This is a genomic window from Kitasatospora sp. NPDC048545, from assembly GCF_040651155.1.
In the GTDB taxonomy this organism is placed as follows: domain Bacteria; phylum Actinomycetota; class Actinomycetes; order Streptomycetales; family Streptomycetaceae; genus Kitasatospora.
The window spans coordinates 111,379-125,578 of sequence record NZ_JBEZIQ010000011.1 but is presented as its reverse complement, the minus strand read 5'-3'; the positions used below and the strand labels follow the sequence as shown (position 1 = coordinate 125,578).

Annotated in this window: 13 protein-coding genes; 4 read left to right on the top strand and 9 right to left on the bottom strand. The window is 75.6% G+C overall.

Annotated features, from left to right (window positions below):
* Positions 1 to 133: 133 nt before the first annotated feature.
* Entirely contained in the window at positions 134 to 2,365 is a 2,232-nt protein-coding gene (locus AB0D10_RS13505) for an MMPL family transporter (protein ID WP_360255108.1), read from the top strand.
* 105 nt (positions 2,366 to 2,470) lie between these two features.
* Here AB0D10_RS13505 and AB0D10_RS13500 read toward each other — a convergent pair whose 3' ends face one another.
* The gene (locus AB0D10_RS13500; RefSeq protein WP_360255105.1) at positions 2,471 to 3,265 is read right to left on the bottom strand and encodes a hypothetical protein; all 795 of its coding nucleotides are present in this window, start codon (positions 3,263 to 3,265) and stop codon (positions 2,471 to 2,473) included.
* Positions 3,266 to 3,351: 86 nt separating this feature from the next.
* Positions 3,352 to 5,550 (bottom strand): MMPL family transporter, encoded by a 2,199-nt coding sequence (locus AB0D10_RS13495; RefSeq protein ID WP_360255103.1) that lies wholly within the window; start codon positions 5,548 to 5,550, stop codon positions 3,352 to 3,354.
* 131 nt (positions 5,551 to 5,681) lie between these two features.
* Between AB0D10_RS13495 and AB0D10_RS13490 the strand changes: the two genes are divergently transcribed.
* Entirely contained in the window at positions 5,682 to 6,305 is a 624-nt protein-coding gene (locus AB0D10_RS13490; RefSeq protein WP_360255100.1) for a TetR/AcrR family transcriptional regulator, read from the top strand.
* 643 nt (positions 6,306 to 6,948) lie between these two features.
* Here AB0D10_RS13490 and AB0D10_RS13485 read toward each other — a convergent pair.
* The 7 genes from AB0D10_RS13485 to AB0D10_RS13455 all read right to left on the bottom strand — a co-directional run bounded on the left by AB0D10_RS13485 (position 6,949) and on the right by AB0D10_RS13455 (position 12,411).
* Positions 6,949 to 8,073, bottom strand: a complete 1,125-nt coding sequence (locus AB0D10_RS13485; RefSeq protein ID WP_360255098.1) for a mechanosensitive ion channel family protein — start codon at positions 8,071 to 8,073, stop codon at positions 6,949 to 6,951.
* A 226-nt stretch (positions 8,074 to 8,299) separates the two neighbouring features.
* Positions 8,300 to 8,833: an ATP-binding protein gene (locus AB0D10_RS13480; RefSeq protein ID WP_360255095.1), complete on the bottom strand. Its 534-nt coding sequence runs from the start codon at positions 8,831 to 8,833 to the stop codon at positions 8,300 to 8,302.
* Positions 8,834 to 8,976: 143 nt separating this feature from the next.
* On the bottom strand, positions 8,977 to 9,372 hold the full coding sequence (locus tag AB0D10_RS13475; RefSeq protein WP_360255092.1) for an STAS domain-containing protein: 396 nt from the start codon (positions 9,370 to 9,372) through the stop codon (positions 8,977 to 8,979).
* A gap of 108 nt (positions 9,373 to 9,480) precedes the next feature.
* Positions 9,481 to 10,383 carry a SigB/SigF/SigG family RNA polymerase sigma factor gene (locus AB0D10_RS13470; protein WP_360255089.1) on the bottom strand — a complete coding sequence of 301 codons (903 nt, stop codon included), beginning with the start codon at positions 10,381 to 10,383 and terminating at the stop codon, positions 9,481 to 9,483.
* Positions 10,384 to 10,608: 225 nt separating this feature from the next.
* Positions 10,609 to 10,908 (bottom strand): hypothetical protein, encoded by a 300-nt coding sequence (locus tag AB0D10_RS13465; RefSeq protein ID WP_360255087.1) that lies wholly within the window; start codon positions 10,906 to 10,908, stop codon positions 10,609 to 10,611.
* A complete protein-coding gene (locus tag AB0D10_RS13460; RefSeq protein WP_360255084.1) occupies positions 10,905 to 11,390 on the bottom strand; it encodes a hypothetical protein in 486 nt (161 codons plus the stop codon). Before AB0D10_RS13460 ends, AB0D10_RS13465 begins: the two co-directional genes overlap by 4 nt.
* 133 nt (positions 11,391 to 11,523) lie before the next feature.
* Positions 11,524 to 12,411, bottom strand: coding sequence for an MBL fold metallo-hydrolase (locus tag AB0D10_RS13455; protein WP_360255082.1), 888 nt, complete (start codon positions 12,409 to 12,411; stop codon positions 11,524 to 11,526).
* Between the two features lie 110 nt (positions 12,412 to 12,521).
* On the opposite strand from AB0D10_RS13455, the gene AB0D10_RS13450 reads away from it, so the two are divergent.
* Both AB0D10_RS13450 and AB0D10_RS13445 read left to right on the top strand, forming a co-directional pair.
* A complete protein-coding gene (locus AB0D10_RS13450; protein ID WP_360255080.1) occupies positions 12,522 to 12,731 on the top strand; it encodes a hypothetical protein in 210 nt (69 codons plus the stop codon).
* Positions 12,731 to 14,125, top strand: coding sequence for an amidase (locus AB0D10_RS13445; RefSeq protein WP_360255078.1), 1,395 nt, complete (start codon positions 12,731 to 12,733; stop codon positions 14,123 to 14,125). The genes AB0D10_RS13450 and AB0D10_RS13445 overlap by 1 nt, the downstream gene beginning before the upstream one ends.
* Positions 14,126 to 14,200 lie beyond the last annotated feature (75 nt).

Sequence of the window (14,200 nt, the reverse complement as noted above, 5' to 3'; positions counted from 1 at the left end):
TCCCACGGCGCCGGCCCCACTGCGGGCCGGGGCCGTAGGGGCGACTACCCGCCGGTACCGGTGGCCGCGGCGCGCCGTCGGGAACACTGCGCCGATCCGGCGCACCAGCGCGCAGCAGACCCGGGAGTCGTCCATGCCGCCGTCCGCCCGCCAAGCCCCTCCGGCCGCCGCGAGCCCGACCGAGCGGGCGGCGCTGCGCCGTCTGGGCGAGTGGTGCGCCCGCCACACGGTGATCGTCATCGTGCTGTGGATCGTCGCCCTGGCCGGGGTGCAAGCCGCCGACAGGACGATCGGCGGCGCCTACTCCGACGACTTCTCGCTGCCCGGTACCCAGGCGCAGCAGGGCCGTGACGTCCTGCAGGCGCACGAGCCGGCCGCGGCGGGCACCAGTTCGCAGGTGGTGCTGCACGACCCGGCGCAGCTGGGCGGCTTCCAGCCGCAGATCGCGCAGGCGGTCTCCTCGCTCCAGCAGCTGCCGCACGTGGTGTCGGTGCAGAGTCCGCTGCCGCCGCCGGGTCAGCCGTCCCCGCCGGGCGGTCCGCTGTCCGCCGACGGGACGACCGGGTACATCACCGTCCGGTTCGACACCGCGCCGACGCTGCTGGGCACCGAGTACCTGGCCGGGGTGGACGAGGCGGTGGCGCCGCTGCGGCAGGCCGGGGTGCAGGTGGAGTACGGGGGGCCGCTGGGCGAGCTGGCCCGGCCGGCGCCGGACGACCGGGCCAGTGAGGCGATCGGGTTCGCGGTGGCGATCGTGGTGCTGCTGGTGGGGTTCGGCAGTGTCGTCGCGGCCGGGCTGCCGCTGTTGACGGCGCTGTTCGCGGCGGTGGTGGGGCTGGGGGTGCTGGGGCTGATCGCGGCGCTGTCCACCTTCGCGACGGTCGCGCCGACGCTGGCGACGATGATCGGCATCGGGGTGGGCATCGACTACGCGCTGTTCCTGCTGACCCGTCACCGGCAGAACCTGATGGACGGGGTGGATCCGGTGGCTTCCGCGGGGCAGGCGGTGGCCACCAGCGGGCGGGCGGTGCTGGTCTCCGGCTGCACGGTGATCATCGCGTTGTCCGGGCTGTCGGTGTCGGGGATCTCCTTCATCGCCAAGCTGGGTGCGGCGGCGGCGGTGACGGTGGTGTCGGCGGTGCTCGGGGCGCTGACCCTGCTGCCGGCGCTGATGGGGTCGATCGGGCGCCGGATGGACCGGGTGTGCGTGCGCCGTCCGGTCGCCGAGGCCGGCGGTGACGGGGGTGTGGAGGGCGGGAGCTGGCACCGCTACGCCCGGCGGGTGGAGGCGAACCCGTGGCGGTACCTGGCCGTGGGGGTGGCGGTGCTGGCGGTGCTGTCGATCCCGTTGTTCTCCATCCAGCTGGGTCACATCGACGACGGCGCGGACTCCACCGGCTTCACCGACCGGCGTGCCTACGACCTGATGTCCGCGGCGTTCGGTCCGGGGTCGAACGGGCCGCTGACCGTGGTCGTCGACCAGAGCGCGGTGCCCGCCGGGTCGCGGCCGGGCGTGCCGGCCGCGGTGCAGCAGGCGCTCACGGGTGTGCCGGGCGCCGCGAGCAGCACGCCGTTGCAGACCAGTCCGGACGGCGCGGTGCTGTTCGGTACCGTCGTCCCGGCCGACCGGCCGCAGGACCGGGCCACCACCGACCTGGTCAACCGCCTGTCGGACACGGTGCTGCCGGACGCGGTGGCGGGCACCGGGGCGAGGACGTACGTGACCGGGAACACCGCGGCGCAGGTCGACTTCCTGGACATCGTGGCGAGCCGGCTGGCCCTGATCATCGCGGTGGTGGTCGGGCTGGCCTTCCTGGTCATCCTGGTGGTCTTCCGGGGCCTGCTGGTCGCGGTCAAGGCGGCGGTGCTCAACCTGTTGTCGATCGCGGCCTCGTACGGGGTGGTGGTGGCGGTGTTCCAGTGGGGCTGGGGCGGGCCGGCGCTGGGGGTCGCGGGAAAGGTGCCGATCGAGAGCTACGTGCCGATGATGATGTTCGCGATCGTCTTCGGGCTGAGCATGGACTACGAGATCTTCCTGCTGTCGCGGGTGCACGAGGCCTGGCTGCGCACGGGGCGCAGCCGGGACGCGGTGGCGCACGCGCTGGAGATCACGGCGCGGGTGATCACCTGTGCGGCGTTGATCATGGTCAGTGTGTTCGCCGCGTTCATCGTCAGCGACAACATCGTGATCAAGATGATGGGGCTGGGCCTGGCGGTGAGCGTGCTGGTGGACGCGACGGTCGTGCGGCTGCTGCTGGTGCCGGCGGTGATGACGCTGCTGGGGGCGAAGGCGTGGTGGACGCCGCGCTGGCTGGACCGGATCCTGCCGCACCTCGACACCGAGGGCGAGGGCGAGCGGGCGTAGCGGCCGGGCAGGCCGTGGACGCCGCTCCGGACGCCGGCTGAGCCGTCGGCCCCGCGCCGGGCGGCGGCCCCGGCGCGGGGCCGCCGCCCGTTCGTCGCCGGACCGTCAGCGGCGTCGGCCGACGTGGAGCGTCGCGCCGCCGGCCGCGACCAGGACCACGGCGCCCAGCGCAGCGGCGGTCAGCAGGCCGTCGTCCGATCCGGTGGCGGCCAGCGTCGGGGCGGGCGTCGGGGTCCGGGACGGTGTGCCCGGCCCGGTCGGGGACGGCACGGGGGCGGGGGCGGCAGTCGTCGGGGCTGCGGTGGTCGGGGCTGCGGTGGTCGGGGCGGTCGTCGGGGTGGACGGCACCGGGGCGGGGGTCGTCGGGCTGGCCGTGGGCGCGGGGGCACAGGCGGTACCGCCGTTCCAGGAGGCGATCGCCAGGCCGGAGAACGGCTCGTCCGGGTAGTGCGGCAGCGGGTGGTCGCTGTCGCTCCCGTCGTACTTCTCACCGACCGCGTAGAGGGCCAGTTCGCCGTAGCAGCGCGGCAGGTGGCCGGTGACGTCGAGGGTGTCGCGGTAGTGCTCGCGGGTGAGCGTCGTGGTCGCCCAGCCGAGGAAGGCCTGGCGGCCCGAGGTGGCCCAGGTCGGGCCCTGGGCCTCGTAGGAGCCCAGCGAGACGTGGTAGTCGCAGCCGGCGGCCGGTTCTCCGGCCAGTCGGACCTGGACGGTGGCGGACTCGGCGGGCATCGTCGCGCCGGCCGTCCAGTGGGCGCCGCCGTCGACGGAGTACTGGAGCGGTGCACGCCCGCAGTCGGGGGCGGCGTGGGCGGCGGGCGCCGCGAGGGCGGCACCGCCGGCGGTGAGGGCGGTGAGGGCGACGGCGGTGAGCGCCGGCAGGCGGCGCGGGTGCGGGTGCATCGGGAACTGCTCCTGGCGGGTGGATCGGGTCGGGGAAGGGTGGGGCTGCGGGGCCCGGGCGGTCGGCGGGCGTCGGCCCGCGGGGCTCACCGGGTCGCGGGTGACGGGTCGGCGGGGTGCGGCGCGGCGGGGTGCTCCCCGGAGCCGTCGCCCTCGATGTCGATGTGTGGCAGGAGGCGGTCGAGCCACCGGGGCAGCCACCAGTTCCCGTCGCCGAGCAGGACCATGGTGGAGGGGACCAGCAGGCCGCGGACGACGGTGGCGTCCAGGGCGACGGCGGTCGCCAGGCCGATGCCGAACATCTTGACGACCGGGTCGTCGGAGAGCAGGTAGCCGAGGAAGACGGCGACCATGATCAGGGCGGCCGAACTGATGATCCGTCCGGTGCCGGCGAGTCCGGCCACCACGGCGCGGCGGTTGTCCCGTTCCTTCAGGTAGCCCTCGCGCACGGCGCTGAGCAGGAAGACCTCGTAGTCCATCGACAGGCCGAAGAGCACGGCGAACATCAGCAGCGGCACGTAGCCGGGCACGGGCACGGCGCCCTCCAGGCCGATCAGCCGGGCGCCGTGGCCCTGCTGGAAGACCGCGGTGAGCACGCCGTAGGCGGCGGCGACCGAGACCAGGTTCATCACGGCGGCCTTCAGCGCGACGACCGGCGAGCGGAAGGCCAGGAGCAGGAGCAGGCCCGCGACGGTGAGGACGAAGCCGACGACGAGCGGCATGCGCCGGGCGATCCGCGCGTTGAGGTCCGCCTGGGCGGCGGGGGTGCCGCCGACGTGCAGCACCTGGCCGCTTCCCGCGGTGGCGGCGGGCAGCACCTGCGCGCGAAGGCGTTGGACCAGGGCGGTGGTGGCGGGGTCGGCGGGGGCGGTGGCCGGGGTGACCTGCCAGCGGACGGTGCGGCCGTCGGCGGCGGGCGCGGGCGGGCTGACGGCGGCGACGCCCTCCGCCCCGCGCAGCGCGGTGGTCACGGCCGCGGTCCGGGGGTCGGCGGTGCCCGCGGGCGCCGGGGCGGGCAGGACGTCGACGACCTGGAGCACGCCGTCGGAGCCCGGACCGAAGGCTGCGGCCATCCGGTCGTAGGCGGTGCGGCTCATGCTTCCGGCGGGCTTGCTGCCGGCGTCCAGCTGGCCGAGGTGCAGGCGGGCGGCCGGGACGGCGAGGGCTCCGAGCAGGGCCAGGCCCACCAGCAGCAGGGGCCAGGGCCGGGCCGCGACCAGGGCGGCGATCCTCCCCCAGCCGCGCGGGCGCCCGGCGGGGGCCGGGGCGGCCGGCCGGGGGGTCAGCCGCCGGCCGAGCAGGACGAGGGTCGCGGGCAGGAGGGTGAGGTTCACGCCCAGCGCGGTCAGCACGGCGATCGCGGGGGCGAGCGCCAGGGCGTACAGCAGCGGCAGTCCGCCCAGGGCCAGTCCGGCGAGGGCCGCGACGACGGCGCTGCCGGCGAAGGCGACGGACTTGCCGGAGCCGGCGGTGGTGCGCACGGCGGCGTCCTCGATCCCGGCCCCGGCGGCGCGCAGGTCCCGGAAGCGGGTGAGGCCGAAGAGGGTGTAGTCGATGCCGACACCCAGGCCGATCATGGCGGCGATGGTCTCGCCGGCCTCGGGCACGTCCATCAGGTGGCCGGCCAGGCCGAGGACGGGCAGCGCGATGCCGAGGCCGATCACGCCGGCCAGCAGCGGCAGTGCGGCGGCGACGGGGCTGCCGAGGGTGAGGGTGAGGATCACCAGGGCGGCGCCGAGGCCGATGGCCTCGCTGCGCCCGGTGCTCCCCTTGTCGACCGCGGCGGCCAGGTAGCCGCCGGGGGTGACCTCGATGCCGGCGGCGGTGGCCGGGGCCGCCGCGGCGAGCACGGCATCGGTCGTCGCGGGCGTCACCTCCCGTCCGGTGACGTCGAGTTCGACGGAGAGGTAGGCGGTGTGGCCGTCGGCGCTCATGGCGCCGGCGCCCGCCGGGTCGTAGGGCGTGGTGACGGCGGCCACGTGCGGGACGGCGGCGACGGCCGCGGCCGCGCTGCGCACCGCGGCGGCGGTGGCCGGGTCGGTGAGGGCGGGGCCGCCGGCCGGGGTGTGGAGCAGGACGGGCTGCTTGCCGGAGGCCGGGGCGGGGAACGCGCGGTCGGCGACGTCCTTCGCGGCCTGGCTGTCGCTGCCGGGGATGGAGACGGCTTCGCTGGTGACGCGCCCGAACGTCGCGAGGGCGGTGAGCGCGGCGGCGGCCAGCAGCAGCCAGGCCGCGACGACCCGCTTGGGCCTGCGGGCGCACCAGCGCCCCACAGTGGTGAACATCGGCGACGGACAGCCCTTCTCGTGCGGCGGGAGGCGCGATCGGGCCCCCGCCAAACTCATTGCACTCTCAGTGCAACGCGTACACTTGCACTCACGGTGCAACAATGTCAACGAGAGGGCGAGGAGCCCACGTGAAACGGACCGAGGCCGCTGCGCCCGTCCCCGACGGGCGCACGGAACGTGGGCGCCAGACCCGCGAGAAGATCGCCGACGCCGTGCTGTCGCTGCTCGACGAGAACCAGGCGCACTTCCCCGCCGACAAGGTGGCCGAACGGGCGGGCGTCTCGCGCCGGCTGGTGTTCCACCACTTCGCGGACATGGCCGAACTGGCCGAAGTCGCCGTCGACCGCCGCCTGGAACAGCTCGCGGCCCAGATCCGGCCGCTCCCCACCGAGGGCCCGCGCGAGGTGCGCGTGGCAGCCCTCGCCGAACAGCGCGCGCGCATCCTGGAGGGCGTCACCCCGGCCCGGCTCGCCGTCATGCGGCTGGAGAACCCCTCCCCCCGGGTCCTGGAGGCCGTCCGGCAGATGCTGGACTTCGCCCGCCTGCGGCTCGCGCAGGTCTTCGCGGCGGAACTCGACCCGCTCCCCGGGCCCGCCCGCACGGACCTGCTCAACGCCCTGGACGCGGTGACCACGTGGAGCGCCTGGCACCACTGGCGCGACGGCGGCCTGAGCGTCGAACAGGCACGGCACACCATGGCCGCCGCCGTGCACGCGCTCCTCACCGGCGCCGGAGCGGACGGACGGGGATGAACCCCGGCCCCGCCGGTCGCGGAGGGCGACCGGCGGGGCCGGGGCGGGGCGGGCGGGGGTCAGCCGGTGATCGGACGGGTGTCCAGGCGGATGTTTCCCAGGCGGCGGTGGCGGTGGCACCGGCGGCCAGGGCGGCGGGGTGCCGGCGGCGGCCGTCCAGCCCGGCGGGAGCACCGGCTGCGCCTCCAGCCGGGTGAGCGCGGCGCCGGCGGTGAAGGTGGCGGTGACCCTGGCCGGGCGGCCGGGCAGCAGGACGGGTTCGTCGATGGTGGCGGAGGCGGCGCCGAGGGCGACGTTCACGGCCAGCGGGTCGGCGAGGCCGAGGGCCGGGTCCGTCACGGTGCGGTCGTCCCACGGGAAGCGGCCGGCGATGCGGCGGAACGCCAGGTCGTCGCTGACGCCCACCACGACGTCGTACCAGCCCTCCGGCCCCACCGTGAGGTCGACGGTGCGGTCGTCGCCGGCGGCGACCCGCACCTCGCGCAGCCCGTCCCCGTAGGCGAGGTCGCCGACCAGGAAGGTCCGGGCGGTGCGGGAGCGGTCGATGACGTCGACCTCCCACCTTGCCGCCTCCCTCCCCCGACAACCGCCCGGAGACCCCGAGCTGTACAGCGGACGTGACGCCGGATGATCAAGCCCGGCGTCACCTCCGGGGCGGGTCCTGGGGCGGACGGGGCCCGCCCCGGGGCGGGCGGGGCGCGTCGTCGGCGGCCCGGGGGTCGGGGACCTGCGGGTGCCGTCCGGGCGCGTCCGCCACCGGCAGGCGGGGCAGGGCGTACGGGTGCTCGTCGCGCAGGAAGCCGACCAGGTGCTCGCGCAGCTCGCAGCGCAGTTCGAAGGCGTCTGCGCCGTTCGCCGCGGTGGCCAGCACCCGGACCACGATGGTGGTGGGGGTGGTGTCGACCACCTGCAGGGCGCTGCCCTCGCCGTCCCACAGCCCGTTCTTCGCCAGGAACGCGTCGAACTCCTCCCGCAGCAGGGCGATCGGGGCGTGGTGGTCGAGGTGGAGCAGCGCGGTGCCGGTGATCCGGCTGGAGCGGCGGGACCAGTTCTCGAAGGGGCGGCCGACGAAGTAGGACATCGGCATCACCAGCCGCCGCTGGTCCCAGGTCTCGATCACCACGGCCGTCAGGGTGATCTCCTCCACCGTCCCCCACTCGCCGCCCACCACGACGACGTCGCCGATCCGGGCGAGGTCGCCGAAAGCCATCTGGACGCCCGCGAAGACGTTGGCGAGGGTGCTCTGGGCCGCCACACCGGCCACCACGCCGACCAGGCCGGCGGAGGCGAGCAGGCTCGTGCCGATGCCGCGCACCGCCGGGAAGGTCATCAGGACCGCGCCCAGCGTCACCAGGGCGACGATCGCCTGGCCGATCCGGCCGAGCAGGTCGGCCTGGGTGCGGGCGCGCCCGGCCCACGCCGGGTCGCGGCGGTGCACGGCGAGCCGCAGGGTGCTGTCCACCAGCAGGGCCACCACCCGGGCGCACAGCCAGCCGCCGGCCGCGATGGCAAGGATCACCGCCAGGTGGCGCAGCCCCTCGCGGGCGGCGGGCGGCGCGGCGACCCACGGGAGGGCGCCGAGCAGGAGCAGGGACGCCGTCAGCGCCAGGATCGGCATCCGGCACCGGCGCACCAACAGCGGCACCCCGGTGCTGCCCCTGCGGGCGGCCAGCCGTCGTACCGCGAACTGTGCGATCCGGTCCAGGCCGTTCGCGAAGAGGACCGCCGCGGCACCCGCCAGTGCCAGGCGTACCAGACTCCACCACATCGTCCGTACTTCCCTTCTGCCCCGGGCTCTCCCGCCGGGCTCCGCGTCCCGGGCGGCCGGACGGGCAGCGCCGCCTGGCCCGGTGTCGCCTGCTCGTCTGTCCCGGCGCGGCGCGGCCATTCCTGCCGGCTCCGGCCGGGCGGGCGGCGGACGGGCCGCAAACGGCGTCGGGCCCGGTGAGGGGGTTCCCTCACCGGGCCCGACGCGTACGGGTGGTGGCGGCGGGTCAGCCGAGGCCCGGGCGCCGGACGTCGAACTCGGCCCAGATCGTCTTGCCCTGACTGTGCGGTTGGGCGCCCCAGCGGTCGGCGATGCGCCGCACGATGACCAGGCCGTGACCGCCGGGCAGGGCCGGCTCGTGCGGCAGGCGCGGGGCGGGCATCTCCGGGCTGCGGTCGCTGACCTCGACCCGCAGCCGCTCCCCGGCGGTGTCCAGGACCAGCTCCAGCGGGCCGTCGCCGTGCAGCATCGCGTTGGCGACGAGTTCCGCCACCAGCAGGACGATGTCCGCGGCGACGTCCGCGGCAACGCCCTGGCGGGCGTCGGGCACGAGGGCGTCCAGCGCCAGGGCGTCCGGCGTGCGGGCGGGCACCAGGGCGGGCGCGTACCAGTCGTCGAGGGCCCGGAGGGTGAAGGTCCTGGCGTGGGCGACCGGCTTGGGGAGCCCCGCCAGGGTCAGCCGCCGGCGCTGGCCGCCGGGGGGCAGCGCCGGCCCGGCCCGGTGCGGATCACCGTCCAGGGTTCCCCGGCTCATCGTCATGTGAGGGCACCCCTTCGGATCGACGCGGTTGTCGCATGGTCGGTTTCCCGGCGCATTCGGGATTATGCACCGCGCCGGCCCCGGGCCGCGCCCGAACGGCGCACCCGGCCCGTGGCCCGCCGAGGGGCCCCGGCGGCTCCGGCTCAAGCCGCCAGGGCCGCTTCGACCGACGTGTGGAGGGAGAACACCGCCTGTGCGCCGGTCAGTTCGAGGACCCGCATGACGGTGGGCGACACCGCGGCCAGGTACAGCGCCACCGCCTCCTCCCCCGCCGCGAGACGGGTCCTGAGCAGCAGGTTCAGGCCGGAGGAATCGCAGAAGCCCACCTGCGCGAGGTCGATCACCAGCGCGCGGGGGCGCTGCGCGACCAGGGCGGTGAGCGCGTCCGCGGCCGGCGCGAGCGTCTCGATGTCGAGGTCGCCCTCCAGGACGCACACCGCCGCGCCGCCGGCTCCGGGCCGGGTCCGCACCGCCAGGTCCGCCCGGGGCGCGGTGGCCGCCGGCGCGGTGGCCCACCGGTCGTTGTCGGATGGCATCATCGTCGTCCCCTCCATGTCCGTGCCCTCCGACCATACGGAGGTCGCGCCCGTCGGCCAAGCAGGGGGGCGTGAACCGGCCCCGCCCGGGCGGTCTCCCCGCGGCACCGGTCAGGCGTCCTCCAGCCCCTCGCGCAGGCGCCGCAGGGTGCGGCTCAGCAGCCGGGAGACGTGCATCTGGGACAGTCCGAGGCGTTCACCGATCTGGGACTGCGTCAGGTCTTCGCAGAAGCGCATCGACAGGATGCGGCGTTCGCGCTCCGGCAGCGCGGCGACCAGCGGCTTGAGCGCCACCAGGTCCTCGACGAGGGCGAGGTCCCGGTCGTCCTCGCCCAGGCGCCCGGCCAGCGGGCCGGGGCGGTCGTCGTCCTCGGCGCCGGTGTCCAGGGAGCCCGCGGTGTGCGCGTTGGCGGCGGTCAGGCCCTCGATCACCTCCTCCGCGGAGAGGTCGAGGTGCGCGGCGAGTTCGGCCACCGTGGGGGCCCGGTCCAGCTCCTGCGCCAGCTTCTCCTGGGCCCGGGCCAGGACGATGCGCAGCTCCTGGAGGCGGCGCGGCACGTGGACGGCCCAGGTGGTGTCGCGGAAGTGGCGCCGGATCTCGCCGAGGACGGTCGGCATGGCGAAGGTGGTGAACTCCACCCCGAGCTCGGGGTCGAAGCGGTCGATGGCCTTGATCAGGCCGACCGCGCCGACCTGCAGCAGGTCCTCCTGGGGTTCGCGGTGCGCGGTGAAGCGGCGGATCGCGAACCGCACCAGGGACAGGTTCATCTCCACCAGGGTGGCGCGGACGTAGGAGTACTCCCGCGTGCCCTCCTCCAGCGTGCCCAGGCGCCGCAGCAGCACCCGGGTGAGCTCCCGGGCGTCGGCGGGGGCGATCTCCCGCGGGTCGTCGACGGCGGCGAGCTGCGGCGGGAGCAGCTCGCGCAGTCCTGTGTCGGGCGCGGCCGAGCGGGACGACGGCTCACCCGTCGTCGGAGCGGCGGAAACGGTCAGTTCACCAGTGGGCGTGACCATCGGATTCCCTTCCTCGTGTCGGCACGGTCGAACGCCCCGGTTACCCGGTGACGGCCGATCGATGCCGCCACCCGGGGTGGAGGTTTCGTGAAACCGCAGCGACTGCCCGGGAGGACGGTTGGGGAAACCTCCCCGACGGCCGGGGTGCCCGACGGCCGGGTGCCCGACAGCCGGTGTGCCCGACGGTCACGGACCGCCGGGCCGCCGCCGGGAGCCGGACAGGGCCTAGCCGGCCGGGTGGTGGAGTTTGCGGGCGGCGGTGCGGATGGCCAGCGTGTAGGGGGTGTCCAGGGCGCGGGTGCGGGCGTCGAGTTCGTCGAAGGGCACCAGGGACCTGTGGGTGTCGTCGGTGGACTGGGTCCAGGCGGTCCAGGCGTTGTGGACGTCCTCGTCGGTGACCTCCTCGCCCTTGGCCTGGAGCAGGACGGCGTAGAGGCGGAAGAGGTCGTCGGCGCCCTCGGGGGGTCTCGCCTCCGAGGGCAGGCTGTCGCGGATCAGGTCGGCGATCGGGTCGAGGTGGCTCATGGGCCCAGTGTGCCGGTGACCAGGGTGCCGGTGAGGAGGATCAGGTGGGCTGCCGCGAAGACCACCGGCACGGCCCGCTCGGTGGTGCCGAGTTCGGTGTAGTGCTTGTGCCACCGGCCGCGGCGGGCGGCGCTGCTGAGGGTGACCCACTCGTCGGTGTAGATCCGTGCCGAGAGCTCCTCCTCCAGCGCGTTGATGACCTGGAACTTGGCGGCGTTGAGGTCCCGGTAGCTGCGCAGCTGCATCCACCAGGCGACGGACAGGGTGATGCCGGCCAGCGCGACGGCCGTCGGCACCCACCACGGGGACTCGGAGAGCTTGGGTATGCCGAAACCGATGAGGGTGACCAGGGCGGTCTGCACGGACAGGAAGAAGGTGTTGGCGGTGCCCCGGCGGGCCGAGACCCGGTCGGCCATCTCCACGGCGAGTTTGTAGAGCTCCAGCAGTTCGATCCGGCGGTCCCACTCCGGCGGCACGGTCATCGCGGCTCCCTCGGTCGGGCAGCCGGCGGGGACGGACCGTTCGGGCACGGTGCCGCCCCCGCCGACACTGATGCGACGTCACTTCCCCCGTGGCGGCGGGTTCTACCGGCTCCGGCCGGACCGGTCCGGGCCGTCAGGAAGCGGGGACGGGCCGCAGGCGGTAGGCGTCGCCGTGGCGGTGGACGCGGCCGGCGGTGGGCGGGGCGAAGTGGGTGCCCAGCAGGAGGGTCTCGGTGCCGGCGAGCGAGGCGAGCAGGGCGTCGCGGGTGGCGCGGGAGAGCCCGGGGTCGATGTCGACGCAGGCGCCGATGGCGGGGTGGGCGAGCTGGACGGGGTGGTGGACGCAGTCGCCGGTGATCAGCGCGGTGCGGCCCCGGCTGGTCAGTTCGACGGCGACGTGGCCCGGGGTGTGGCCGGGGGTGGGCACCAGGCGCAGGCCGGGGGCGACGGTGAGGCCCTCGGCGGGGATGTCGAGGAGGTCGAGCAGGCCCGCCCGCTCGACCGGGAGCACGGAGTCCTCGAACATCTGCCGGCGCGCCTCCTCCATCGGGTGGCCGGCCCAGAACTCCCGCTCGGCGCGTGAGGTCAGGTAGCGGGCGTTGGGGAAGGTGGGGATCCACCGGCCGTCCACGGAGCGGGTGTTCCAGCCGACGTGGTCGGCGTGCAGGTGGGTGAGGATCACCAGGTCGACGGCGTCCGGGGGGAATCCGGCGGCGGCCAGGCGCTGCGGGTAGTCGGTGTCCAGGTCGTGCCAGGCGGGGTTGGCGCGCTGCTTGCCGTTGCCGATGCCGGTGTCGACGAGGACGCGCAGGCCGCCCGCGGTGAGGGCGAAGGTGTGGCTGGCCAGGCGCAGTGTGCCGTCCGGGTCGGCGAAGTGGGGGTGCAGCCAGTCCTGGCCGGTCACCAGTTCGGGGGTGGCGTCGGGCAGGAGCCAGGGGCCGGTGGCGGGCGGCAGCGGGATCTCGTCGATGCGGTGGACGGTGACGTCACCGACGGTCCAGGTGGGGGCAGCGGCAGGCATGGGACTCCTCCGACTAAAAGCTACGTATTTGCGTTTGACTGACTCTAGAACCTACAGTCACCTAAAGCAAACCGTTAGCTTTTGGAAAGGGAAGACCTGTGCGAGGACCCGTGCCCGACATCGACCTCACCCCGCCGGAGGCGGCCCGCCAGGCCGCCCGCGCCGGCGTCCCGCTGCCCGCCGACCGGCACGCGGCGGTCGCGGCCGCCGCCGAGCACATCCGCTCGGTGGTCGCCGTCCTGCGGGAGCTGGACCTCGCGGACACCCCGCCGGCCGCCGCCTACCGCGCGGTGCACGACCACGGCACGGAGGTGGCGTGATGCGGCCGTACGAGCTGTCACTGGCGGCCGCCGCGCGGGAGATCCACGCCCGGCGCCTGTCCCCCGTCGAACTGGTGGAGTCGGTCCTCGACCGCATCGAGCGGGTCGAGCCCGGCCTCGGCGCCTACGCCGACGTCACCGCCGAGCGGGCGCGCGAGGCGGCGCGCGAGGCGGAACGGGAGATCGCCCGCAGCGGCCCGCGCGGGCCGCTGCACGGCGTCCCCGTCGCCCTCAAGGACCTGATCGACGTCGCCGGCCTGCCCACCGGAGCCGGCTCCCGGGTCCGCGAGGGGCACCGCGCGGACACCGACGCCACCGTGACCGCCCGGCTCGCGGCGGCCGGCGCCGTCCTCGTCGGCAAGACCCACACCCACGAGTTCGCCTACGGCCTGATCACCCCGCGCACCCGCAACGCCTGGGACCGCGACCGGATCGCCGGCGGCTCCAGCGGCGGCTCGGCGGCCGCCGTGGCCGCGGGCGCGGCGACCTTCGCCCTGGGCACCGACACCGGCGGCTCGATCCGGGTGCCCGCCGCGCTCAACGGCGTCGTCGGCCTCAAGCCCACCTACGGGCTCGTCCCCCGCCACGGCGTCACCCCGCTGTCCTGGTCGCTGGACCACGTCGGCCCGCTCACCCGCACCGCCGAGGACGCCGCCCTCGTCCTGGCCGCCCTGGCCGGCCACGACCCGCGCGACCCCGCCTCGCTCGACGTCCCCGCCGCCGACTACCGGCCCCACCCGGACACCGACCTGACCGGGCTGCGCGTCGGCGTGCCGCGCACCTACTACTTCGACCGCGTCACCGAACCGGTGGAGGCCGCCGTGCGGCAGGCCGTCGACCACCTGGCGGCGCTCGGCGCACGGCTCGTCCCGGTCGACATCCCGCTCACCCGCTACATCCGGGCCGCCCACTGGGGCCTGATGGTCCCCGAGGCCACCGTCTACCACGAGTCCGCCCTGCGCTCGGCGCCCGAACGCTACGGGGACGACGTCCGCGTCCTGCTGGAGGCGGGCGCGCTGATGGGCGCCACGGACCACCTGCGCGCCCAGCGGGCCCGGACCCTGATGCGGCAGGAGTGGGCGGGGCTGTGGGAGCGGGTCGACGTGATCGCCGCCCCGGCCGTCCCGATGACCGCCGTACCGGCCGGACAGGAGAGCATCGGCTGGCCCGACGGCACCACCGAGAGCGTCTCCGACGCCTACGTCCGGCTGTCCGCCCCCGCCAACATCACCGGCGCGCCCGCCCTGTCCCTGCCCGTCGGCCACGACCCGGCCGGCCTGCCGATCGGCATGCAGCTGCTCGCCCGCCCCCTGGGCGAACGCACCCTGCTGCAGGTCGCCCACGCCCACGAGCGCACCCGCCCGGTCCGCACCCTCGCCCCGGCGGCCGGGTGACGGCGGCCGGACGCGGGGGCCGGGTGACGGGGGCCGGATGACGGCCGGGTGACGGGGCCGGGTAATGGGGCGTGC

Coding starts and splice junctions, on each gene's coding strand:
- AB0D10_RS13505 (WP_360255108.1), top strand. CDS start 134: ATGCCGCCGTCCGCCCGCCAAGCCCCTCCGGCCGCCGCGAGCCCGACC.
- AB0D10_RS13500 (WP_360255105.1), bottom strand. CDS start 3,265: ATGCACCCGCACCCGCGCCGCCTGCCGGCGCTCACCGCCGTCGCCCTC.
- AB0D10_RS13495 (WP_360255103.1), bottom strand. CDS start 5,550: ATGTTCACCACTGTGGGGCGCTGGTGCGCCCGCAGGCCCAAGCGGGTC.
- AB0D10_RS13485 (WP_360255098.1), bottom strand. CDS start 8,073: ATGTGGTGGAGTCTGGTACGCCTGGCACTGGCGGGTGCCGCGGCGGTC.
- AB0D10_RS13480 (WP_360255095.1), bottom strand. CDS start 8,833: ATGACGATGAGCCGGGGAACCCTGGACGGTGATCCGCACCGGGCCGGG.
- AB0D10_RS13475 (WP_360255092.1), bottom strand. CDS start 9,372: ATGATGCCATCCGACAACGACCGGTGGGCCACCGCGCCGGCGGCCACC.
- AB0D10_RS13470 (WP_360255089.1), bottom strand. CDS start 10,383: ATGGTCACGCCCACTGGTGAACTGACCGTTTCCGCCGCTCCGACGACG.
- AB0D10_RS13465 (WP_360255087.1), bottom strand. CDS start 10,908: ATGAGCCACCTCGACCCGATCGCCGACCTGATCCGCGACAGCCTGCCC.
- AB0D10_RS13460 (WP_360255084.1), bottom strand. CDS start 11,390: ATGACCGTGCCGCCGGAGTGGGACCGCCGGATCGAACTGCTGGAGCTC.
- AB0D10_RS13455 (WP_360255082.1), bottom strand. CDS start 12,411: ATGCCTGCCGCTGCCCCCACCTGGACCGTCGGTGACGTCACCGTCCAC.
- AB0D10_RS13445 (WP_360255078.1), top strand. CDS start 12,731: ATGCGGCCGTACGAGCTGTCACTGGCGGCCGCCGCGCGGGAGATCCAC.